At 53.4% G+C, this 22,995-nt stretch carries 17 protein-coding genes, 4 tRNA genes and 2 pseudogenes; 20 read left to right on the forward strand and 3 right to left on the reverse strand.

Annotated features, from left to right (window positions below; genetic code table 11):
* Positions 1–12 precede the first annotated feature (12 nt).
* Genes dppB through dppF form a run of 4 tightly spaced genes read left to right on the forward strand, consistent with a single transcriptional unit; the run spans position 13 to position 3,948 of the window.
* Positions 13–1,032 carry a dipeptide ABC transporter permease DppB gene (dppB, locus tag NL510_RS01420; protein ID WP_253381007.1) on the forward strand — a complete coding sequence of 340 codons (1,020 nt, stop codon included), beginning with the start codon at positions 13–15 and terminating at the stop codon, positions 1,030–1,032.
* 9 nt (positions 1,033–1,041) lie between these two features.
* Entirely contained in the window at positions 1,042–1,944 is a 903-nt protein-coding gene (gene dppC, locus NL510_RS01425; RefSeq protein ID WP_253381009.1) for a dipeptide ABC transporter permease DppC, read from the forward strand.
* Between the two features lie 10 nt (positions 1,945–1,954).
* Positions 1,955–2,938, forward strand: coding sequence for a dipeptide ABC transporter ATP-binding protein (gene dppD / locus NL510_RS01430; protein WP_253381011.1), 984 nt, complete (start codon positions 1,955–1,957; stop codon positions 2,936–2,938).
* Positions 2,935–3,948 carry a dipeptide ABC transporter ATP-binding subunit DppF gene (dppF, locus tag NL510_RS01435; RefSeq protein WP_253381013.1) on the forward strand — a complete coding sequence of 338 codons (1,014 nt, stop codon included), beginning with the start codon at positions 2,935–2,937 and terminating at the stop codon, positions 3,946–3,948. Before dppD ends, dppF begins: the two co-directional genes overlap by 4 nt.
* Positions 3,949–3,978: 30 nt before the next feature.
* Here dppF and NL510_RS01440 read toward each other — a convergent pair.
* A pseudogene (locus tag NL510_RS01440) lies at positions 3,979–4,695 on the reverse strand (transposase); the annotation flags it as partial.
* Positions 4,696–4,803: 108 nt separating this feature from the next.
* Between NL510_RS01440 and tnpA the strand changes: the two are divergent.
* The 3 genes from tnpA to tnpC are packed head-to-tail and all read left to right on the forward strand — an operon-like array spanning position 4,804 to position 7,113.
* Positions 4,804–5,181 carry an IS66-like element accessory protein TnpA gene (gene tnpA / locus NL510_RS01445; protein WP_253380548.1) on the forward strand — a complete coding sequence of 126 codons (378 nt, stop codon included), beginning with the start codon at positions 4,804–4,806 and terminating at the stop codon, positions 5,179–5,181.
* On the forward strand, positions 5,178–5,525 hold the full coding sequence (gene tnpB / locus NL510_RS01450) for an IS66 family insertion sequence element accessory protein TnpB (RefSeq protein WP_052908738.1): 348 nt from the start codon (positions 5,178–5,180) through the stop codon (positions 5,523–5,525). The genes tnpA and tnpB overlap by 4 nt, the downstream gene beginning before the upstream one ends.
* Before the next feature lie 49 nt (positions 5,526–5,574).
* Positions 5,575–7,113: an IS66 family transposase gene (gene tnpC, locus NL510_RS01455; RefSeq protein WP_253377880.1), complete on the forward strand. Its 1,539-nt coding sequence runs from the start codon at positions 5,575–5,577 to the stop codon at positions 7,111–7,113.
* Between the two features lie 43 nt (positions 7,114–7,156).
* Here tnpC and NL510_RS01460 read toward each other — a convergent pair.
* Positions 7,157–7,486, reverse strand: a pseudogene (locus NL510_RS01460) (transposase domain-containing protein); the annotation flags it as partial.
* A 114-nt stretch (positions 7,487–7,600) separates the two neighbouring features.
* Complete coding sequence (gene coaA / locus NL510_RS01465) at positions 7,601–8,551, reverse strand: type I pantothenate kinase (protein WP_253381015.1); 951 nt, start codon at positions 8,549–8,551, stop codon at positions 7,601–7,603.
* Positions 8,552–8,869: 318 nt separating this feature from the next.
* Between coaA and NL510_RS01470 the strand changes: the two genes are divergently transcribed.
* The 13 genes from NL510_RS01470 (at position 8,870) to rpoC (ending at position 22,935) form a co-directional block, all read left to right on the forward strand.
* A tRNA-Thr gene (locus NL510_RS01470) sits at positions 8,870–8,945 on the forward strand.
* 8 nt (positions 8,946–8,953) lie between these two features.
* Positions 8,954–9,038: transfer RNA gene (locus tag NL510_RS01475), tRNA-Tyr, on the forward strand.
* Between the two features lie 117 nt (positions 9,039–9,155).
* Positions 9,156–9,230 (forward strand) — tRNA-Gly (locus NL510_RS01480).
* A gap of 6 nt (positions 9,231–9,236) precedes the next feature.
* A tRNA-Thr gene (locus tag NL510_RS01485) sits at positions 9,237–9,312 on the forward strand.
* Positions 9,313–9,430: 118 nt separating this feature from the next.
* Entirely contained in the window at positions 9,431–10,615 is a 1,185-nt protein-coding gene (tuf, locus tag NL510_RS01490) for an elongation factor Tu (protein ID WP_243544814.1), read from the forward strand.
* A 227-nt stretch (positions 10,616–10,842) separates the two neighbouring features.
* Positions 10,843–11,226 carry a preprotein translocase subunit SecE gene (secE, locus tag NL510_RS01495; RefSeq protein ID WP_253381018.1) on the forward strand — a complete coding sequence of 128 codons (384 nt, stop codon included), beginning with the start codon at positions 10,843–10,845 and terminating at the stop codon, positions 11,224–11,226.
* A 1-nt stretch (position 11,227) separates the two neighbouring features.
* A complete protein-coding gene (gene nusG, locus NL510_RS01500) occupies positions 11,228–11,773 on the forward strand; it encodes a transcription termination/antitermination protein NusG (protein ID WP_002438628.1) in 546 nt (181 codons plus the stop codon).
* A gap of 155 nt (positions 11,774–11,928) precedes the next feature.
* Complete coding sequence (rplK, locus tag NL510_RS01505) at positions 11,929–12,357, forward strand: 50S ribosomal protein L11 (RefSeq protein WP_003862340.1); 429 nt, start codon at positions 11,929–11,931, stop codon at positions 12,355–12,357.
* Between the two features lie 3 nt (positions 12,358–12,360).
* The gene (rplA, locus tag NL510_RS01510) at positions 12,361–13,065 is read left to right on the forward strand and encodes a 50S ribosomal protein L1 (RefSeq protein ID WP_006176745.1); all 705 of its coding nucleotides are present in this window, start codon (positions 12,361–12,363) and stop codon (positions 13,063–13,065) included.
* Positions 13,066–13,356: 291 nt separating this feature from the next.
* Entirely contained in the window at positions 13,357–13,854 is a 498-nt protein-coding gene (gene rplJ, locus NL510_RS01515) for a 50S ribosomal protein L10 (RefSeq protein ID WP_001207203.1), read from the forward strand.
* A gap of 66 nt (positions 13,855–13,920) precedes the next feature.
* Positions 13,921–14,286 (forward strand): 50S ribosomal protein L7/L12, encoded by a 366-nt coding sequence (rplL, locus tag NL510_RS01520; RefSeq protein ID WP_006176746.1) that lies wholly within the window; start codon positions 13,921–13,923, stop codon positions 14,284–14,286.
* 320 nt (positions 14,287–14,606) lie between these two features.
* Positions 14,607–18,635, forward strand: coding sequence for a DNA-directed RNA polymerase subunit beta (rpoB, locus tag NL510_RS01525; protein WP_253381020.1), 4,029 nt, complete (start codon positions 14,607–14,609; stop codon positions 18,633–18,635).
* Positions 18,636–18,711: 76 nt separating this feature from the next.
* A complete protein-coding gene (rpoC, locus tag NL510_RS01530) occupies positions 18,712–22,935 on the forward strand; it encodes a DNA-directed RNA polymerase subunit beta' (RefSeq protein ID WP_253381022.1) in 4,224 nt (1,407 codons plus the stop codon).
* Positions 22,936–22,995: the final 60 nt, after the last annotated feature.

Genomic DNA, 22,995 nt, shown 5'->3' on the forward strand with positions numbered 1-22,995 from the left:
AGAATCCGGGTTATGTTGCAGTTCATCCTCCGACGTCTGGGACTTGTCATCCCCACGTTTATCGGTATCACCCTTCTCACGTTTGCCTTCGTCCATATGATCCCCGGCGACCCGGTAATGATTATGGCGGGCGAGCGTGGTATTTCGCCTGAGCGTCATGCGCAGTTGCTGGCGGAGCTTGGCCTGAACAAGCCGATGTGGCAGCAATACCTCAACTATATCTGGGGGGTGTTGCACGGCGATTTGGGTATTTCGCTGAAAAGCCGTCTTCCGGTGTGGGACGAGTTCGTGCCGCGTTTTAAAGCGACGCTGGAACTCGGCATCTGCGCCATGATGTTTGCCACTGCGGTGGGTATTCCTGTTGGGGTACTGGCTGCCGTAAAACGTGGCTCTATCTTTGACCATACTGCCGTTGGCCTGGCGCTAACAGGTTACTCCATGCCTATCTTCTGGTGGGGCATGATGCTGATCATGCTGGTCTCCGTGCAGTGGAACCTGACGCCGGTCTCCGGACGCGTCAGCGATATGGTGTTCCTTGATGATACGAATCCGTTGACCGGCTTTATGCTGATCGATACGGCCATCTGGGGAGAAGAGGGGAACTTCATTGATGCCGTGGCGCATATGGTCCTGCCCGCAATGGTGCTGGGCACCATTCCTTTAGCCGTTATTGTGCGTATGACCCGTTCCTCCATGCTGGAAGTCTTGGGCGAGGACTACATCCGTACCGCCCGCGCTAAAGGCCTGACCCGCATGCGCGTGATCATCGTCCACGCACTGCGTAATGCCATGCTGCCGGTGGTGACCGTGATTGGCCTGCAGGTTGGGACACTGCTGGCAGGGGCGATCCTGACCGAAACCATCTTCTCCTGGCCGGGTCTCGGACGCTGGCTGATTGATGCGCTGCAGCGCCGTGACTATCCGGTTGTGCAGGGCGGGGTGCTGCTGGTCGCGACGATGATTATTCTCGTCAACCTGCTGGTCGATTTGCTCTACGGCGTGGTGAACCCGCGTATTCGTCATAAGAAGTAAGGGGCCATCATGTCACACGTTTCTGAAAATAAAGTGGTTGCGGCGCCAGTTCCGATGACGCCGCTGCAGGAGTTCTGGCACTACTTCAAGCGCAACAAAGGCGCGGTGGTAGGGCTGGTGTATGTCACCATCATGATTCTTATCGCGGTATTCGCGAACTTCATCGCACCCTATAACCCGGCGGATCAGTTCCGTGATGCGCTGCTCGCGCCACCTGCATGGCAGGACGGCGGTAGCCTGACGCATCTGTTGGGGACCGATGACGTAGGCCGCGATGTGCTCTCTCGTCTGATGTATGGCGCGCGCCTGTCGCTGCTGGTTGGCTGTCTGGTGGTGGTGTTGTCGCTGGTCATGGGCGTGGTGCTCGGCCTGGTTGCCGGTTACTTCGGTGGTCTCGTCGATAACATCATTATGCGCATCGTCGACATCATGCTGGCGCTGCCTAGCCTGCTACTGGCCCTGGTGCTGGTGGCGGTTTTTGGGCCATCGATAGGTAACGCCGCGCTGGCGCTGACCTTCGTGGCGCTTCCTCACTACGTGCGCTTAACCCGTGCGGCCGTGCTGGTGGAGGTCAACCGCGATTATGTGACGGCCTCTCGCGTGGCGGGTGCCGGCGCAATGCGTCAGATGTTCGTTAATATTTTCCCGAACTGCCTTGCGCCGCTGATCGTTCAGGCGTCGCTTGGTTTCTCTAACGCCATTCTCGATATGGCTGCTCTTGGCTTCCTGGGCATGGGTGCTCAACCGCCAACACCCGAGTGGGGCACTATGCTCGCCGATGTGTTGCAGTTTGCACAAAGCGCCTGGTGGGTTGTCACCTTCCCGGGTCTGGCAATCCTGCTGACGGTGCTGGCATTTAACCTGATGGGTGATGGTCTGCGTGATGCGCTTGATCCCAAACTGAAGCAGTAAGAGGCAAGAGATGGCGTTATTAAATGTAGATAAATTATCGGTGCACTTCGGTGACGAGGGCACACCGTTTCGCGCCGTGGATCGCATCAGCTACAGTGTAAATCAGGGCGAAGTGGTCGGTATCGTAGGGGAGTCGGGTTCCGGTAAATCCGTCAGCTCACTGGCGATTATGGGGCTGATTGATTATCCGGGCCGCGTCATGGCAGAAAGCCTGGCGTTTAACGGCCAGGATTTGAAGAGCATTTCTGAAAAGCAGCGCCGCCAGCTGGTGGGCGCGGAAGTGGCGATGATCTTCCAGGACCCGATGACCAGCCTGAACCCGTGCTACACCGTCGGCTTCCAGATTATGGAAGCCATCAAGGTGCATCAGGGGGGGAATAAGAAAACCCGTCGTCAGCGTGCGATTGACCTGCTGACGCAGGTGGGTATTCCTGACCCGGCGTCGCGTCTGGACGTTTACCCGCACCAGCTGTCGGGAGGAATGAGCCAGCGCGTGATGATCGCCATGGCGATTGCCTGTCGGCCAAAGCTGCTGATTGCGGATGAACCGACAACCGCGCTGGACGTAACCATTCAGGCGCAAATCATCGAACTGCTGCTGGAACTCCAGCAGAAAGAGAATATGGCGCTGGTGTTGATTACGCACGATCTGGCGCTGGTGGCTGAAGCCGCGCACAAAATCATCGTGATGTACGCAGGCCAGGTGGTCGAGGCTGGCAGTTCGAATGATATCTTCCGCGCGCCTCGCCACCCGTATACGCAGGCGTTGTTGCGTGCCCTGCCGGAGTTTGCTCAGGACAAAGCGCGTCTGGCCTCGCTGCCGGGCGTGGTACCGGGCAAATATGACCGTCCGCTGGGCTGTCTGCTCAATCCGCGCTGTCCATATGCCACGGACAAGTGCCGTGCAGAAGAGCCCGAACTGAATCTGCTCGCTGACGGTCGTCAGTCGAAATGCCACTATCCACTCGATGATGCCGGGAGGCCAACACCATGAGTTCGCAACAGGCCACCACGCAACAACCACTGTTGCAGGCCCACGACCTGAAAAAACACTACCCGGTGAAAAAGGGCTTCTTTGCCCCCGAGCGCCTGGTAAAAGCGCTTGATGGCGTCTCCTTTACGCTGGAGCGTGGAAAAACGCTGGCGGTGGTTGGGGAGTCTGGCTGTGGGAAATCCACGCTGGGCCGACTGCTGACAATGATCGAAACGCCAACCGGCGGAGAACTTTATTATCAGGGGCAGGATCTGCTTAAGCACGATCCGCAGGCGCAAAAACTGCGTCGGCAGAAAATCCAGATTGTGTTTCAGAACCCGTATGGCTCTCTTAACCCGCGCAAGAAAGTGGGGCAGATTCTGGAAGAGCCGCTGCTGATCAACAGCAATCTGAGCAAAGAGCAGCGCCGTGAAAAGGCGCTGGCGATGATGGCGAAAGTCGGCCTTAAAACCGAGCATTATGACCGCTACCCGCATATGTTCTCCGGCGGGCAGCGGCAGCGTATTGCTATCGCCCGCGGTCTGATGCTGGACCCGGACGTGGTGATTGCTGACGAACCGGTTTCGGCGCTCGATGTCTCCGTGCGTGCGCAGGTGCTGAACCTGATGATGGATCTGCAGCAGGAACTGGGGCTGTCGTACGTCTTTATTTCACACGATCTGTCAGTAGTGGAACACATTGCCGATGAAGTGATGGTGATGTACTTAGGGCGCTGTGTGGAGAAGGGGACGAAAGATCAGATCTTTACGAACCCTCGTCATCCTTACACCCAGGCGCTACTGTCCGCCACGCCGCGCCTGAACCCGGACGACCGTCGTGAGCGCATTAAGCTCACCGGCGAGCTGCCAAGCCCGCTGAATCCGCCACCGGGATGTGCGTTCAACGCGCGCTGCCGTCGTCGCTTTGGTCCTTGCACTCAGTTGCAACCGCAGTTGAAGGATTACGGTGGACAACTGGTGGCCTGTTTCGCCGTGGACCAGGATGAAAACGGTGAAAAGCCGCAGGCATAAACAAAGAAACCGGCGCCAGGCTAATGCTGGTCACTTAAGGTGACCAGCAGCCTTTTTATCCGGATACTTTTTGCATTTTTTCCTCACCTCTCGCGGGTAACTTCGTTCCCGTCTTAACGGCAACACGCAGTGTTTCGCCTGCTCGTAAAACCTTTTCAGTTCCCCCGGTACGGTTCCCGATGAGGCCCACGGCAGCGTTATCATTAACCGCATCATCTCCGTTGTTGCACTGCTAAAACTCAACTGGTACGGCAGATAATCGCCTTTCTGATGGAACGCCATCCTGACCATCTGATAGCGCACCAGATTATACGTCAGCAGCACTCCCCACAGCTCCTGGCGCACCATTTCCGGTAACCGGCTGCGCGGCGTCCACCTGTTGCACAGAAGACCCTGTTTCGCCTCCCGGTATCCCAGCTCGTTTTCCCACCGGTGCCGGTTTTCGCCTGCATTCTGCCAGTGATGCAGCAACCCGGGTGAGTAAAAACCAATATCGAACAGTGTGATACTGTTATCTGATGCGCTGCTGATCAGACGGGCCGCCAGCCGCATTTCATTGACGTCATAACGGTCAAATTCACTGCCCTGTATCAGGTGGCTGCTCAGCTCCATCAGGCACATCATCCGCACCTGCGGGTAACCTCTTTCGCCATGCTGGTTTGACGCCTTACCGAAAGCATTGTTATTTTCCGGGGTATCCTGTGTCCGCCAGACCACACCGTCAACACCACAGAGCTTCAGCCCGTGTCAGCGTGGGTGATTTGTAAGCGTACAGCGCGAACCGTCTGGTCATAATCTGATGTATTCGACAAAGTGGTGTCCACCAAATAAGTAGTGGGAACCAAAGTGTCAGATATGCAGAAAAATGTGACCCCCGGCAGGCGTAAGGGCTGCCCTAATTATTCTCCTGAGTTTAAGCAGCAGCTCGTTGCTGCCTCCTGCAAACCCGGAATATCCATTTCAAAACTGGCGCTTGAAAACGGCATCAACGCCAATTTGTTATTTAAATGGCGCCAGCAGTGGCGCGACGGAAAGCTACTGTTACCTTCCTCAGAGAGTCCTCTGCTACTTCCTGTGACTCTCGATGCCACTGCCGTACAGCCAGAATCGCTCGCAGAAGACCCGGGGCTCAGTATCAGCTGTGAGGTAACGTTCCGGCACGGGACGCTTCGCCTCAACGGCACTGTCAGCGAAACGTTCCTGGCTCTGCTGATACAGGAACTGAAGCGATGATCCCGCTACCTTCAGGTACTAAAATCTGGCTGGTTGCCGGTATCACCGACATGCGTAACGGCTTCAACGGCCTGGCCGCAAAGGTGCAGACCGCGCTGAAAGATGACCCGATGTCCGGCCACGTCTTCATCTTCCGGGGACGCAGCGGCAGTCAGGTCAAACTGCTCTGGTCCACCGGTGACGGGCTGTGCCTGCTGACAAAGCGACTGGAACGTGGTCGCTTCGCCTGGCCCTCAGCCCGCGATGGCAAAGTGTTCCTGACGCCGGCGCAGCTGGCGATGCTGATGGAAGGTATCGACTGGCGACAGCCAAAGCGGTTACTGACGTCCCTGACCATGTTGTAGCGCTCTTTATCCTGGTTGTCGCAGAATAAGCCTGGTAAAATACGGGCTTATGAACGACACCTCTTCTGACGACATCCTTCTGCTGAAACAGCGCCTGGCCGAACAGGAAGCGCTGAACCGCGCCCTGCTGGAAAAGCTGGCCGACCGGGAACGCGAAATAGACCATCTGCAGGCGCAACTGGATAAGCTGCGCCGGATGAACTTCGGCAGTCGTTCCGAAAAGGTATCCCGCCGTATCGCGCAGATGGAAGCTGACCTGAACCGGCTGCAGCAGGAAAGCGATACGCTGACCGGTCGGGTTGATGATCCGGCGGTGCAGCGCCCGCTGCGTCAGACCCGCACCCGCAAACCGTTCCCTGAGTCACTCCCCCGTGATGAAAAGCGGTTGTTACCCACAGAGTCCTGTTGCCCGGAGTGCGGTGGTTCGCTGAGCTACCTGGGTGAGGATGCCGCCGAACAGCTGGAGCTGATGCGCAGCGCCTTCCGGGTTATCCGGACAGTACGTGAAAAGCATGCCTGCCGTCGGTGCGATCGCATCGTTCAGGCCCCGGCGCCTTCGCGCCCCATCGAACGGGGTATCGCCGGACCGGGGCTGCTGGCCCGCGTGCTGACCTCAAAGTATGCAGAGCACACACCGCTGTATCGCCAGTCGGAGATCTATGCCCGCCAGGGTGTGGTGTTGAGTCGTTCTGTACTGTCGGGCTGGGTGGATGCGTGTTGTCGTCTGCTGGCACCGCTGGATGAAGCCCTTCAGGACTATGTCCTGACCGACGGCAAACTCCATGCTGACGATACGCCTGTCCCGGTGCTGTTGCCGGGTAATAAGAAGACGAAGACCGGGCGCTTATGGACGTACGTTCGCGACGACCGCAACGCCGGCTCAGCGCTGGCCCCCGCAGTGTGGTTCGCTTACAGCCCGGACAGAAAAGGTATCCACCCTCAGACCCATCTTGCAGGCTTCAGTGGCGTACTGCAGGCTGATGCCTACGCCGGGTTCAACGAGCTCTACCGCGACGGTCATATAAAGGAAGCCGCGTGCTGGGCCCATGCCCGGCGTAAAATCCATGATGTTCACGTTCGCACTCCCTCAGCGCTCACAGATGAAGCGCTGAAACGGATAGGCGAGTTGTATGCCATCGAAGCGGATATCAGGGGAATGCCAGCAGAACAGCGGCTTGCTGAACGCCAGTTAAAAACGAAAGCGCTTCTTAAATCACTGGAAAACTGGCTGCGTGAAAAAGTGAAAACCCTGTCGCGACACTCAGAGCTGGCAAAAGCGTTCACCTATGTACTGAACCAGTGGCAGGCGTTGACATACTACGCAGACGACGGCTGGGCTGAAGCCGATAACAATATCGCTGAAAATGCGCTGCGGACGGTCAGTCTGGGGCGTAAAAACTGGCTGTTCTTCGGCTCAGACCACGGTGGTGAGCGGGGAGCGCTGCTGTACAGTCTGATCGGGACGTGCAAACTGAATGGAGTAGCTCCAGAACGTTACCTTCACCATATCCTTGACGTCATTGCTGACTGGCCGGTAAACCGGGTTGGTGAACTGCTGCCGTGGCGGATCACACTGCCTGCCGAATAACCCATCCTCGTCACGTCAATACGGTTCGCGCTATACGCTTACGGTGATTTGCCTGCCCATGCCAGTGTTGTTGAGTGAGTTCAAACAGTTCCCTGACAGCATTTTCCCCCAGCGTCTTGCGACGTTGAATGACAGAGCTTCTGGCCGTCAAAGGTGAGCCGATGCCGTCCACAATATCCATCAGATTAACAATTTCAGTCAGCGGGCGGTTGCAGAAAACAGACATGCCGACGACAAGCCATATCATTGATTCAAGCGACAGTTTGCGTTTGCGCAGCGTAACGGTGTCGGAGAGCGTCAAAGCCTGACGGATAAGGTCTTCGGGAATGAGGTCAGCGAGATTGATGATGCCGAGGGCTTGTGAAAGTTCCATTTAAAAAGGGTTCCATGATGAACATGATACCCTTTTATACCAGCCACCGGATCGGTCAACCGATCCTTAAACGATCGGCATTAGGCGCCAGGCCGGTTTTTTACGTCTGCTTGATTATTTACGCAACCGAATCTGGTCGACAGCGTGTTTCTCACTTTTGGTGAGGATCAGGCTGGCGCGCTCGCGTGTCGGCAGAATGTTCTCTTTCAGGTTTACGTAGTTGATCTCATTCCACAGCCCCATCGCGACGTTTGTGGCCTCTTCTTTAGAGAGCTGGGCGTAATTATGAAAGTAAGAATCGGGATCGGTGAACGCCCCTTCACGGAACTTGAGGAAGCGGTTGATATACCAGCTTTGCAGTAAATCTTCCGGCGCATCGACATAGATAGAGAAATCAACAAAATCGGAAACAAATACGTGATGCGGGTCGTGGGGGTAGTCCATCCCGCTCTGCAGGACGTTTAAACCTTCCAGAATCAGGATATCCGGCTGCACAACGGTTTTATCACCGTCCGGGATGCGATCGTAAATCAGATGCGAATAGACCGGCGCGGTAACGTTTGGCGCGCCTGACTTCAGGTCAGAAACAAATTTCACCAGTCGATGCATATCATAAGAGAGCGGAAAGCCTTTTTTCTTCATCAGGCCACGTTCTTTTAAGACTTCATTCGGATGCAGGAAGCCGTCGGTAGTGATCAGCTCGACGCTACGGTGTTCCGGCCAGCGGCTCAGCAATGCCTGCAGTACGCGCGCGGTGGTACTTTTACCGACTGCGACGCTGCCCGCAATACTGATGATATAAGGAATACGTTGACCGTTAGTTCCAAGGAACTGCTCCAGTACCGCCTGGCGCCGCAGGTTGGAGCTTATATAGAAGTTAAGTAGGCGAGAGAGGGGGAGATAAATTTCCGCCACTTCTTCCAGTGAGAGATCTTCGTTTATCCCTTTTAACCGTGCGATTTCGCCTTCCGTCAGCGTCATAGGGACGGAGTCACGCAGGGCAGCCCACTGGCTGCGGTTAAACTGAAGATAAGGCGTCATTAACGTTTGCTCTTTTTTGCTCATAAGCATGCTTCAGTGAACCATCAACAAAACAGCCTGCCACGGTTCATCACATAGTTAATTTTGGACAATGGGCAGGAGGTTAACACCAGATGACAGGAATAATAAGAAAAAAGATGGGGAAGCGCTGCTTTACGCGGGAGCCATCACGTGACGATAGATACCGGTTAAATCACGCAGCAACGCTGAATATTTAACCTCGAATGACTGTTTTTGCAGCACTCAGCGCTTCTTTCGCATAAAATGTGAGCGAAAGAACGTTTTATGCAATTTTTTAGTTGCATGACTGCGCAGGTCTCCATAGAATGCGCGCTACTTGATGCCGACTTAGCTCAGTAGGTAGAGCAACTGACTTGTAATCAGTAGGTCACCAGTTCGATTCCGGTAGTCGGCACCATCAAGTCCGGTGGGGTTCCCGAGCGGCCAAAGGGAGCAGACTGTAAATCTGCCGTCACAGACTTCGAAGGTTCGAATCCTTCCCCCACCACCACTTTCTGGCAGCGTAAATGCCGCCGGAGCTGGTTGGAAAAATTAACCAGCTCGAACTTGAAAAGAGAGAAATCTCTTTTTTTGTTACAGAAAGAACTGGGTAGCCGAGTTTCAGGATGCGGGCATCGTATAATGGCTATTACCTCAGCCTTCCAAGCTGATGATGCGGGTTCGATTCCCGCTGCCCGCTCCAATACGTGCTGATATGGCTCAGTTGGTAGAGCGCACCCTTGGTAAGGGTGAGGTCCCCAGTTCGACTCTGGGTATCAGCACCACTTCACTTCTCCCTCCCGTTTCTCTCTGTTTCAATTTAAATGTATTCAACTGTTCAGGCATTTCGCCTGGTTGATGTGGTGATATCACCGATTTATCCGTGTCTTAGAGGGACAATCGATGTCTAAAGAAAAGTTTGAACGTACAAAACCGCACGTTAACGTCGGTACTATCGGCCACGTTGACCATGGTAAAACAACGCTGACTGCTGCAATCACTACCGTTCTGGCAAAAACCTACGGTGGTTCCGCTCGTGCATTCGATCAGATCGATAACGCACCAGAAGAAAAAGCGCGTGGTATCACCATCAACACGTCTCACGTTGAATATGACACCCCGACTCGCCACTACGCACACGTAGACTGCCCAGGCCACGCCGACTATGTTAAAAACATGATCACCGGTGCTGCGCAGATGGACGGTGCGATCCTGGTTGTTGCTGCGACTGACGGCCCTATGCCTCAGACGCGTGAGCACATCCTGCTGGGTCGTCAGGTAGGCGTTCCTTACATCATCGTGTTCCTGAACAAGTGCGACATGGTTGATGACGAAGAGCTGCTGGAACTGGTAGAGATGGAAGTGCGTGAACTGCTGTCTCAGTACGATTTCCCAGGCGATGATACCCCAATCATCCGTGGTTCTGCGCTGAAAGCGCTGGAAGGCGAAGCAGAGTGGGAAGCGAAAATCGTTGAGCTGGCTGGTTTCCTGGATTCTTACATCCCAGAACCAGAGCGTGCGATTGACAAGCCATTCCTGCTGCCAATCGAAGACGTATTCTCCATCTCCGGTCGTGGTACCGTTGTTACCGGTCGTGTTGAGCGCGGTATCGTTAAAGTTGGCGAAGAAGTTGAAATCGTTGGTATCAAAGAGACTGTTAAGTCTACCTGTACTGGCGTTGAAATGTTCCGCAAACTGCTGGACGAAGGCCGTGCTGGTGAGAACGTAGGTGTTCTGCTGCGTGGTATTAAACGTGAAGAAATCGAACGTGGTCAGGTTCTGGCTAAGCCAGGCTCAATCAAGCCGCACACTAAGTTCGAATCTGAAGTTTATATCCTGTCTAAAGACGAAGGCGGCCGTCATACTCCGTTCTTCAAAGGCTACCGTCCACAGTTCTACTTCCGTACAACTGACGTGACCGGAACCATCGAACTGCCAGAAGGCGTTGAGATGGTAATGCCAGGCGACAACATCAAGATGGTTGTGACGCTGATCCACCCAATCGCGATGGACGACGGTCTGCGTTTCGCAATCCGTGAAGGCGGCCGTACCGTTGGCGCGGGCGTTGTTGCTAAAGTTCTCGGCTAATTGCTGATAACATTTGACGCAATGCGCATGAAAAGGGCATCATTTGATGCCCTTTTTGCACGCTTTCACATCAGAACCTGGCTCATCAGTGATTTTTTTTGTCATAATCATTGCTGAGACAGGCTCTGCAGAGAGCGTATAATCCGTAAAGGGATTACGTATCGATTTGGCTCGCCTCGCAATCGCGGGGTGAAATTATTTGTAGAATTCTTCTGACAGGTTGGTTTATGAGTGCGAATACCGAAGCTCAAGGGAGCGGGCGCGGCCTGGAAGCGATGAAGTGGATCGCTGTTGCCGTGCTGCTGATTGTGGCAATCGTTGGCAACTATCTTTATCGTGACATGATGCTGCCGCTCCGTGCGCTGGCAGTGGTGATTCTGATTGCTGCAGCGGGCGGTGTCGCGCTGTTAACGATTAAAGGTAAAGCAACCGTTGCTTTCGCGCGCGAAGCGCGTACCGAAGTCCGCAAGGTAATTTGGCCGACTCGCCAGGAAACATTGCATACCACGCTGATTGTGGCTGCAGTGACTGCGGTAATGTCACTGATCCTGTGGGGGCTGGATGGTATTCTGGTTCGCCTGGTTTCCTTTATCACTGGCCTGAGGTTCTAAGATGTCTGAAGCCCCTAAAAAGCGTTGGTACGTCGTTCAGGCGTTTTCCGGTTTTGAAGGCCGCGTAGCAACGTCGCTGCGTGAGCATATCAAATTACACAATATGGAAGAGTTGTTTGGCGAAGTGATGGTTCCGACCGAAGAAGTGGTCGAGATCCGTGGCGGCCAGCGTCGCAAAAGCGAACGTAAATTCTTCCCGGGTTACGTGCTGGTTCAGATGGTGATGAACGACGCAAGCTGGCACCTTGTGCGCAGCGTACCGCGCGTAATGGGCTTTATCGGCGGCACGTCTGACCGTCCGGCGCCAATCAGCGATAAAGAAGTTGATGCGATTATGAACCGCCTGCAGCAGGTGGGTGATAAGCCGCGTCCGAAAACGCTGTTTGAACCGGGTGAAATGGTTCGTGTTAGCGACGGTCCGTTTGCTGACTTTAACGGCGTGGTGGAAGAGGTGGACTACGAGAAGTCCCGCCTGAAAGTGTCTGTGTCTATCTTCGGTCGCGCGACCCCGGTAGAGCTGGACTTTGCGCAGGTTGAAAAAGCCTAAGCAGCGTTCAAAAAAGCAACGATTAAACCGTTGCACAAGGCGCGAGATTGGAATACAATTTCGCGCCTTTTGTTTTTATGGGCCCGGCCCGTAAAACGAATTTTATTCACGGGGAGCCTCCTTGAGGCGCTATTACCCAATCAGAGGATTTTAGAATGGCTAAGAAAGTACAAGCCTACGTCAAGCTGCAGGTTGCAGCTGGTATGGCGAACCCAAGTCCACCAGTTGGTCCAGCTCTGGGTCAGCAAGGTGTGAACATCATGGAATTCTGTAAAGCGTTTAACGCAAAAACTGAATCCATGGAAAAAGGTTTGCCAATCCCGGTTGTTATTACCGTTTACGCTGACCGTTCTTTCACTTTCGTTACCAAAACCCCTCCAGCAGCCGTTCTGCTGAAGAAAGCGGCTGGTATCAAGTCTGGTTCCGGTAAACCGAACAAAGACAAAGTGGGTAAAATTTCCCGCGCCCAGCTGCAGGAAATCGCGCAGACCAAAGCTGCCGACATGACTGGTTCTGACATTGAAGCGATGACTCGCTCAATCGAAGGTACTGCACGTTCCATGGGCCTGGTAGTGGAGGACTAAGAAATGGCTAAACTCACCAAGCGCATGTCCGTGATCCGTGACAAAGTTGATGCGACCAAACAGTACGACATCAACGAAGCTATCGCTCTGCTGAAAGAACTGGCTACTGCTAAGTTCGTTGAAAGCGTTGACGTTGCCGTAAACCTTGGCATCGACGCGCGTAAATCCGATCAGAACGTTCGTGGCGCAACTGTACTGCCACACGGTACTGGCCGTTCAGTTCGCGTAGCTGTATTTGCTCAGGGTGCAAACGCTGAAGCTGCTAAAGCTGCCGGCGCTGAACTGGTAGGTATGGAAGATCTGGCTGATCAGATCAAGAAAGGCGAAATGAACTTTGACGTTGTTATTGCTTCTCCGGATGCAATGCGCGTTGTTGGCCAACTGGGCCAGGTTCTGGGTCCACGCGGCCTGATGCCAAACCCGAAAGTGGGTACTGTAACCCCTAACGTTGCTGAAGCGGTTAAGAACGCTAAAGCAGGTCAGGTTCGTTATCGTAACGACAAAAACGGCATCATCCACACCACCATCGGTAAAGTGGACTTTGACGCTGACAAACTGAAAGAAAACCTGGAGTCTCTGCTGGTTGCGCTGAAAAAAGCAAAACCAACTCAGGCGAAAGGCGTGTACATCAAGAAAGTTAGCATCTCCACCACCATGGGTGCAGGTGTCGCAGTTGACCAGGCTGGCCTGAGCGCTGCTGCAAACTAATGCCTTTACGTGGGCGGTGATTTTGTCTACAATCTTACCCCCACGTTTGCTAACGAAAGTTAGCGGCTAACAGAATTGTTCGTTGGAGCCTGGCCTATCCAGGCCTCCGTCGAAGACCGCAGGTGTTTCGCAAGAAACTTAATCCCCTGCGTAGACGGTGACAGAACGCTAAGATTATTTTTTGAATACTCTGGCTTGTTTCTGCTCACCGTATTAAGACGCTCTTCCCGTTGGGTTGAGTGAAGTGAGTTCCAGGGCATGAGCCCTGGCAAACATCCAGGAGCAAAGCTAATGGCTTTAAATCTTCAAGACAAACAAGCGATTGTTGCTGAAGTCAGCGAAGTAGCCAAAGGCGCGCTGTCTGCAGTGGTTGCGGATTCCCGTGGCGTTACTGTAGACAAAATGACTGAACTGCGTAAAGCAGGTCGTGAAGCTGGCGTATACATGCGTGTTGTTCGTAACACCCTGCTGCGTCGCGTAGTTGAAGGTACTCAGTTCGAGTGCCTGAAAGACACGTTTGTTGGTCCGACCCTGATTGCATACTCTATGGAACACCCGGGCGCTGCTGCTCGTCTGTTCAAAGAGTTCGCGAAAGCGAATGCAAAATTTGAGGTCAAAGCTGCAGCCTTTGAAGGTGAGTTGATCCCGGCATCGCAAATCGATCGCCTGGCAACCCTGCCGACCTACGAAGAAGCAATTGCACGCCTGATGGCAACCATGAAAGAAGCTTCGGCTGGCAAACTGGTTCGCACTCTGGCTGCTGTTCGCGATGCGAAAGAAGCTGCTTAATCGCAGTTGTCTTTATAACGCACTCGCTTACGTATAAACTTATTCTGATTTTCAGGAACAATTTAAATGTCTATCACTAAAGATCAAATCATTGAAGCAGTTGCAGCTATGTCCGTAATGGACGTTGTAGAACTGATCTCTGCAATGGAAGAAAAATTCGGTGTTTCTGCTGCTGCTGCTGTAGCTGTAGCTGCGGGTCCGGCTGAAGCTGCTGAAGAAAAAACTGAATTCGACGTAATTCTGAAAGCTGCTGGCGCTAACAAAGTTGCTGTTATCAAAGCAGTACGTGGCGCAACTGGCTTGGGTCTGAAAGAAGCTAAAGACCTGGTAGAATCTGCTCCAGCTGCGCTGAAAGAAGGCGTGAGCAAAGACGACGCAGAAGCACTGAAAAAATCTCTGGAAGAAGCTGGCGCTGAAGTTGAAGTTAAATAAGCCAACTTTTCTGGTTGCAGCCTAAGCAATTAGGCTGATGGCTGGTGACTTTTTAGTCACCAGCCTTTTTGCGCTGTAAGGCGCCAGCAGCATTTCACACTGTTTGACTGCTGGTTGTCCTGACAATGCTTGTTTCTATCGACGCCTTAATATATTGCGACAGGGTGTTCGCTCTGTGTAAATCGCAATGAAATGGTTTAAGCGTGATAGCAACAGGTATTGCGGAAAGTATTCAATTTTCCGGTCAACAAAATAGTGTTGCACAAACTGTCCCTCCGTCGGGCAGATGGGTCGACTTGTCAGCGAGCTGAGGAACCCTAATGGTTTACTCCTATACCGAGAAAAAACGTATTCGTAAGGATTTTGGTAAACGTCCACAAGTTCTGGATATACCTTATCTCCTTTCTATCCAGCTTGACTCGTTCCAGAAGTTTATCGAGCAAGATCCTGAAGGGCAGTATGGTCTGGAAGCAGCTTTCCGTTCCGTATTCCCGATTAAGAGCTATAGTGGTAATTCTGAGCTGCAATACGTCAGCTACCGCCTTGGCGAACCGGTGTTTGACGTTCAGGAATGTCAGATCCGTGGCGTGACCTATTCCGCACCGCTGCGCGTAAAACTGCGTCTGGTGATCTACGAGCGCGAAGCGCCTGAAGGCACCGTTAAGGACATTAAAGAACAAGAAGTCTACATGGGTGAAATTCCACTCATGACGGACAACGGTACTTTTGTTATCAACGGTACTGAGCGTGTTATCGTTTCCCAGCTGCATCGTAGCCCGGGCGTCTTCTTCGACAGCGATAAAGGTAAAACACACTCTTCCGGTAAAGTGCTGTATAACGCGCGCATCATTCCTTACCGTGGTTCCTGGCTGGACTTCGAGTTCGATCCTAAAGACAACCTGTTTGTCCGTATCGACCGTCGTCGTAAACTGCCTGCGACCATTATCCTGCGTGCGCTGCAATACACGACTGAGCAGATCCTTGACCTGTTCTTCGAGAAAGTTATTTTTGAAATCCGCGACAACAAGCTGCAAATGGAGCTGGTGCCGGAACGTCTGCGTGGTGAGACCGCGTCGTTCGACATCGAGTCCGACGGCAAAGTGTATGTGGAAAAAGGTCGCCGTATCACTGCGCGCCATATCCGTCAGCTGGAAAAAGATGATATCAAACTCATCGAAGTACCGGTTGAGTACATTGCAGGAAAAGTGGCCGCGAAAGATTACGTTGATACCGCAACCGGCGAACTGATCTGCCCGGCGAACATAGAACTGAGCCTGGATCTGTTGGCGAAGCTGAGCCAGTCCGGCCACAAACGTATCGAAACGCTGTTCACCAACGATCTGGATCACGGCGCATACATGTCTGAGACCATTCGCGTCGACCCAACGACCGATCGTCTGAGCGCGCTAGTAGAGATCTACCGCATGATGCGTCCTGGTGAGCCACCGACTCGCGAAGCGGCTGAAAGCCTGTTCGAGAACCTGTTCTTCTCCGAAGACCGCTACGATCTGTCCGCGGTGGGTCGTATGAAGTTCAACCGTTCTCTGTTACGCGACGAAATCGAAGGTTCTGGTATCCTGAGCAAAGACGACATCATTGAAGTGATGAAGAAGCTCATTGATATCCGTAACGGCAAAGGCGAAGTGGACGATATCGACCACCTCGGCAACCGTCGTATCCGTTCCGTAGGCGAAATGGCGGAAAACCAGTTCCGCGTTGGCCTGGTACGTGTAGAGCGTGCGGTGAAAGAGCGTCTGTCTCTGGGCGATCTCGATACCCTGATGCCTCAGGATATGATCAACGCCAAGCCGATTTCTGCAGCAGTGAAAGAGTTCTTTGGTTCCAGCCAGCTGTCTCAGTTCATGGACCAGAACAACCCGCTGTCTGAGATTACGCACAAACGTCGTATCTCTGCACTCGGCCCAGGCGGTCTGACCCGTGAACGCGCAGGCTTTGAAGTTCGAGACGTACACCCGACTCACTACGGTCGCGTATGTCCAATCGAAACGCCTGAAGGTCCAAACATCGGTCTGATCAACTCCCTGTCCGTGTATGCACAGACAAACGAATACGGCTTCCTCGAAACGCCGTACCGTAAAGTGACCGATGGTGTTGTTACCGACGAAATTCATTACCTGTCTGCTATTGAAGAAGGCAACTACGTTATCGCTCAGGCGAACTCCAACCTGGATGATGAAGGCCACTTTGAAGAAGACCTGGTAACCTGCCGTAGTAAAGGCGAATCCAGCTTGTTCAGCCGCGACCAGGTTGACTATATGGACGTTTCCACCCAACAGGTGGTATCCGTCGGTGCATCCCTGATCCCGTTCCTGGAACACGATGACGCCAACCGTGCATTGATGGGTGCGAACATGCAACGTCAGGCCGTCCCAACATTGCGTGCTGATAAGCCGCTGGTTGGTACGGGTATGGAACGTGCTGTTGCTGTCGACTCCGGTGTTACTGCAGTTGCTAAGCGTGGCGGTACCGTTCAGTACGTCGATGCATCCCGTATCGTTATTAAAGTTAACGAAGACGAGATGCACGCGGGCGAAGCGGGTATCGACATCTATAACCTGACCAAATACACCCGTTCTAACCAGAACACCTGTATTAACCAGATGCCATGTGTGTCTCTGGGTGAACCGATCGAGCGCGGCGACGTGCTGGCAGATGGTCCATCTACCGACCTCGGTGAGCTGGCGCTCGGTCAGAACATGCGCGTGGCATTCATGCCATGGAACGGTTACAACTTCGAAGACTCCATCCTCGTATCCGAGCGTGTGGTTCAGGAAGACCGTTTCACGACTATTCACATCCAGGAACTGGCATGTGTGTCCCGTGACACCAAGCTGGGGCCAGAAGAGATCACTGCCGACATCCCGAACGTGGGTGAAGCTGCGCTCTCCAAACTGGATGAGTCCGGTATCGTTTACATTGGTGCGGAAGTCACCGGTGGTGACATTCTGGTGGGTAAGGTAACGCCGAAAGGTGAAACCCAACTGACACCAGAAGAGAAACTGCTGCGTGCAATCTTCGGTGAGAAAGCGTCTGACGTTAAAGACTCTTCTCTGCGCGTACCAAACGGTGTTTCCGGTACGGTTATCGACGTTCAGGTCTTCACTCGTGACGGCGTTGAGAAAGATAAGCGTGCGCTGGAAATCGAAGAGATGCAGCTCAAGCAGGCTAAAAAAGACCTGTCTGAAGAACTGCAGATCCTCGAAGCAGGTCTGTTCAGCCGTATTTATGCGGTGCTGGTTGCCGGTGGCATTGAAGCTGATAAGCTCGATAAACTGCCACGCGATCGCTGGCTGGAACTGGGCCTCACCGATGAAGAGAAACAAAATCAGCTGGAACAACTGGCTGAGCAGTATGACGAACTGAAACACGAGTTCGAGAAAAAACTCGAAGCGAAACGCCGTAAAATCACTCAGGGCGACGATCTGGCACCCGGCGTGCTGAAGATTGTTAAGGTTTATCTGGCGGTTAAACGTCAGATCCAGCCTGGTGATAAAATGGCAGGTCGTCACGGTAACAAGGGTGTTATTTCTAAGATCAACCCGATCGAAGATATGCCGCACGATGCTAACGGTACGCCGGTAGATATCGTACTGAACCCGCTGGGCGTACCGTCTCGTATGAACATTGGTCAGATCCTGGAAACACACCTGGGTATGGCTGCGAAAGGTATCGGCGACAAGATCAACGCCATGCTGAAACAGCAGCAGGAAGTCGCAAAACTGCGTGAATTCATCCAGCGTGCCTACGATCTGGGTACCGACGTTCGTCAGAAAGTCGACCTGAACACCTTCAGCGATGATGAAGTTCTGCGTCTGGCGGAAAACCTGCGTAAAGGTATGCCAATTGCAACGCCGGTATTCGACGGTGCAAAAGAAGCTGAAATCAAAGAGCTGCTGCAACTGGGTGGTCTGCCATCTTCTGGTCAGATTACGCTGTTTGATGGTCGCACCGGCGAGCAGTTTGAGCGTCAGGTAACCGTAGGTTACATGTACATGCTGAAACTGAACCACCTGGTTGATGACAAGATGCACGCGCGTTCTACCGGTTCTTACAGCCTGGTTACTCAGCAGCCGCTGGGTGGTAAGGCTCAGTTCGGTGGTCAGCGCTTCGGGGAGATGGAAGTGTGGGCGCTTGAAGCATACGGCGCAGCATACACCCTGCAGGAAATGCTCACCGTTAAGTCTGATGACGTGAACGGTCGTACCAAGATGTATAAGAACATCGTGGACGGCAACCATCAGATGGAACCGGGCATGCCAGAATCCTTCAACGTACTGTTGAAAGAGATTCGTTCGCTGGGTATCAACATCGAACTGGAAGACGAGTAATTCTCGCTCAAACAGGTCACTGGTGTCGGATTAACCCCCGACACCAGATTGTGCTAACTCCGACGGGAGCAAATCCGTGAAAGATTTATTAAAGTTTCTGAAAGCGCAGACTAAAACCGAAGAGTTTGATGCGATCAAAATTGCTCTGGCTTCGCCAGACATGATCCGTTCATGGTCTTTCGGTGAAGTTAAAAAGCCGGAAACCATTAACTACCGTACGTTCAAACCTGAGCGTGACGGCCTTTTCTGTGCGCGTATTTTCGGGCCAGTAAAAGACTATGAGTGCCTGTGCGGTAAGTACAAGCGCCTGAAACACCGTGGTGTGATCTGTGAGAAGTGCGGCGTCGAAGTGACCCAGACCAAAGTGCGCCGTGAGCGCATGGGCCACATCGAGCTGGCGTCTCCTACTGCTCACATCTGGTTCCTGAAATCTCTGCCGTCCCGTATCGGTCTGCTGCTGGATATGCCGCTGCGCGATATCGAACGTGTTCTGTACTTCGAATCTTATGTGGTTATCGAAGGCGGTATGACGAACCTGGAACGCCACCAGATTCTGACCGAAGAACAGTACCTGGATGCGCTGGAAGAGTTCGGTGACGAATTTGACGCGAAGATGGGTGCGGAAGCTATTCAGGCCCTGCTGAAAAGCATGGATCTGGAGCAAGAGTGCGAGCAGCTGCGTGAAGAGCTGAACGAAACGAACTCCGAAACCAAGCGTAAAAAACTGACCAAGCGTATCAAACTGCTGGAAGCGTTCGTTCAGTCTGGTAACAAACCAGAGTGGATGATCCTGACCGTTCTGCCGGTTCTGCCGCCAGATCTGCGTCCGCTGGTTCCGCTGGATGGTGGTCGTTTCGCGACGTCTGACCTGAACGATCTGTATCGTCGCGTTATTAACCGTAACAACCGTTTGAAACGTCTGCTGGATCTGGCTGCGCCGGACATCATCGTACGCAACGAAAAACGTATGCTGCAGGAAGCGGTTGACGCCCTGCTGGATAACGGTCGTCGCGGTCGTGCGATCACTGGTTCTAACAAACGTCCTCTGAAATCTTTGGCCGACATGATCAAAGGTAAGCAGGGTCGTTTCCGTCAGAACCTGCTCGGTAAGCGTGTTGACTACTCCGGTCGTTCTGTTATCACCGTAGGTCCATACCTGCGTCTGCATCAGTGCGGTCTGCCGAAAAAAATGGCGCTGGAGCTGTTCAAACCGTTCATCTACGGCAAGCTGGAACTGCGTGGCCTCGCCACCACCATCAAAGCTGCTAAGAAAATGGTTGAGCGTGAAGAAGCTGTCGTTTGGGATATCCTGGACGAAGTGATCCGCGAACACCCGGTACTGCTGAACCGTGCGCCAACGCTGCACCGTCTGGGTATCCAGGCTTTTGAGCCCGTACTGATCGAAGGTAAAGCTATCCAGCTGCACCCGCTGGTTTGTGCGGCTTATAACGCCGACTTCGATGGTGACCAGATGGCAGTTCACGTACCGCTGACGCTGGAAGCCCAGCTGGAAGCGCGCGCGCTGATGATGTCTACCAACAACATCCTGTCTCCAGCGAACGGCGAACCTATCATCGTTCCTTCTCAGGACGTTGTATTGGGTCTGTACTACATGACCCGTGACTGTGTTAACGCCAAAGGCGAAGGCATGGTGCTGACGGGGCCGAAAGAAGCTGAGCGTATTTACCGTGCTGGTCTGGCCTCTCTGCATGCGCGCGTTAAAGTACGTATCACTGAATACGAAAAAGAGGCTAACGGCGAATTCGTTGCGACAACCAGCCTGAAAGACACGACCATCGGCCGTGCTATTTTGTGGATGATCGTACCGAAAGGTCTGCCTTTCTCCATCGTCAACCAGGCGCTGGGCAAGAAGGCTATCTCCAAAATGCTGAACACCTGTTACCGCATTTTGGGCCTGAAGCCGACCGTTATCTTCGCTGACCAGACAATGTACACCGGCTTTGCGTATGCAGCGCGTTCAGGTGCCTCTGTTGGTATTGATGACATGGTCATCCCAGAGAAGAAACACGAGATCATCTCTGAAGCGGAAGCCGAAGTTGCTGAGATCCAGGAGCAGTTCCAGTCTGGTCTGGTTACCGCGGGTGAACGCTATAACAAAGTTATCGATATCTGGGCTGCGGCAAACGATCGTGTATCTAAAGCGATGATGGACAACCTGCAAACCGAAACCGTGATTAACCGTGACGGCGTAGAAGAGCAGCAGGTTTCTTTCAATAGCATCTACATGATGGCCGACTCCGGTGCGCGTGGTTCTGCAGCGCAGATCCGTCAGCTGGCAGGTATGCGTGGTCTGATGGCGAAGCCAGATGGTTCCATCATCGAGACGCCAATCACCGCGAACTTCCGTGAAGGCCTGAACGTACTCCAGTACTTCATCTCCACGCACGGTGCGCGTAAAGGTCTGGCGGATACCGCACTGAAAACGGCGAACTCCGGTTATCTGACGCGTCGTCTGGTTGACGTGGCGCAGGATCTGGTTGTTACCGAAGACGATTGTGGCACCCTCGAAGGTATCACCATGACCCCGGTTATCGAGGGCGGTGATGTTAAAGAGCCGCTGCGCGATCGCGTTCTGGGTCGTGTTACTGCGGAAGATATTCTGAAGCCGGGTACGGCAGACATTCTGGTTCCACGTAACACGCTGCTGCACGAGCACTGGTGTGACCTGCTGGAAGCGAACTCTGTTGACTCAGTGAAAGTACGTTCCGTTGTATCCTGTGACACCGACTTTGGTGTATGTGCGCACTGCTACGGTCGTGACCTGGCGCGTGGCCACATCATTAACAAAGGTGAAGCTATCGGCGTTATCGCGGCACAGTCCATCGGTGAGCCGGGTACACAGCTGACGATGCGTACGTTCCACATCGGTGGTGCGGCATCGCGTGCGGCTGCTGAGTCCAGCATCCAGGTGAAAAACAAAGGTAGCATTAAGCTCATCAACGCGAAGTCTGTTATTAACTCTACAGGCAAGCTGGTTGTGACCTCTCGTAACACCGAGCTGAAGCTGATCGACGAATTCGGTCGTACCAAAGAGAGCTATAAAGTGCCTTACGGCGCAGTAATGGCTAAAGGTGATGGTGAGCAGGTTGCCGGCGGTGAAACCGTTGCAAACTGGGATCCGCACACCATGCCGGTCATCACCGAAGTGAGTGGTTTCATCCGCTTTACTGACATGCTTGACGGCCAGACCATTACTCGTCAGACCGACGAACTGACCGGTCTGTCTTCTCTGGTGGTTCTGGATTCTGCAGAGCGTACTGCGGGTGGTAAAGATCTGCGTCCGGCCCTGAAAATCATTGATGCCAACGGTAATGACGTTCTGATCCCAGGCACCGATATGCCTGCTCAGTACTTCCTGCCGGGTAAAGCGATTGTTCAGCTGGAAGATGGCGTTCAGATCAGTGCGGGTGATACCCTGGCACGTATTCCTCAGGAATCCGGCGGTACCAAGGACATCACCGGTGGTCTGCCGCGCGTTGCGGATCTCTTCGAAGCACGTCGTCCGAAAGAGCCTGCAATTCTGGCGGAAATCAGCGGTATCATCTCCTTCGGTAAAGAGACCAAAGGAAAACGTCGTCTGGTTATCACCCCGTTAGACGGTAGTGATCCGTACGAAGAGATGATTCCTAAGTGGCGTCAGCTCAACGTGTTCGAAGGCGAACGTGTAGAGCGTGGTGACGTGGTTTCCGATGGTCCAGAAGCGCCGCACGACATTCTGCGTCTTCGTGGCGTGCATGCGGTAACGCGTTACATCACCAACGAAGTACAGGACGTTTACCGTCTGCAGGGCGTTAAGATTAACGATAAGCACATCGAAGTTATCGTTCGTCAGATGCTGCGTAAAGCAACCATTGAAAGCGCGGGCAGTTCCGACTTCCTGGAAGGCGAACAGGTTGAATACTCACGCGTTAAGATCGCTAACCGCGAGCTTGAAGCGAACGGCAAAAACAGTGCGACCTTCGCACGCGATTTGCTGGGTATCACCAAAGCGTCTCTGGCAACCGAGTCCTTCATCTCTGCTGCATCGTTCCAGGAAACAACGCGTGTCCTGACCGAAGCCGCTGTTGCAGGTAAACGTGATGAACTGCGCGGTCTGAAAGAGAACGTTATCGTGGGTCGTTTGATCCCGGCAGGTACCGGTTATGCGTACCACCAGGATCGCATGCGTCGTCGTGCAGCGGGCGAACAGCCAGCCGCACCGCAGGTGACTGCTGAAGATGCATCCGCGAGCCTGGCAGAACTGCTGAACGCAGGTCTGGGCGGTTCCGACAACGATTAGTCGTTGATAATGCTACTAAAAAACCCGCTTCGGCGGGTTTTTTTATGGTGCAGTCTGGGC

It is taken from the genome of unidentified bacterial endosymbiont, from assembly GCF_918797525.1.
Classification (GTDB): Bacteria; Pseudomonadota; Gammaproteobacteria; order Enterobacterales; family Enterobacteriaceae; genus Enterobacter.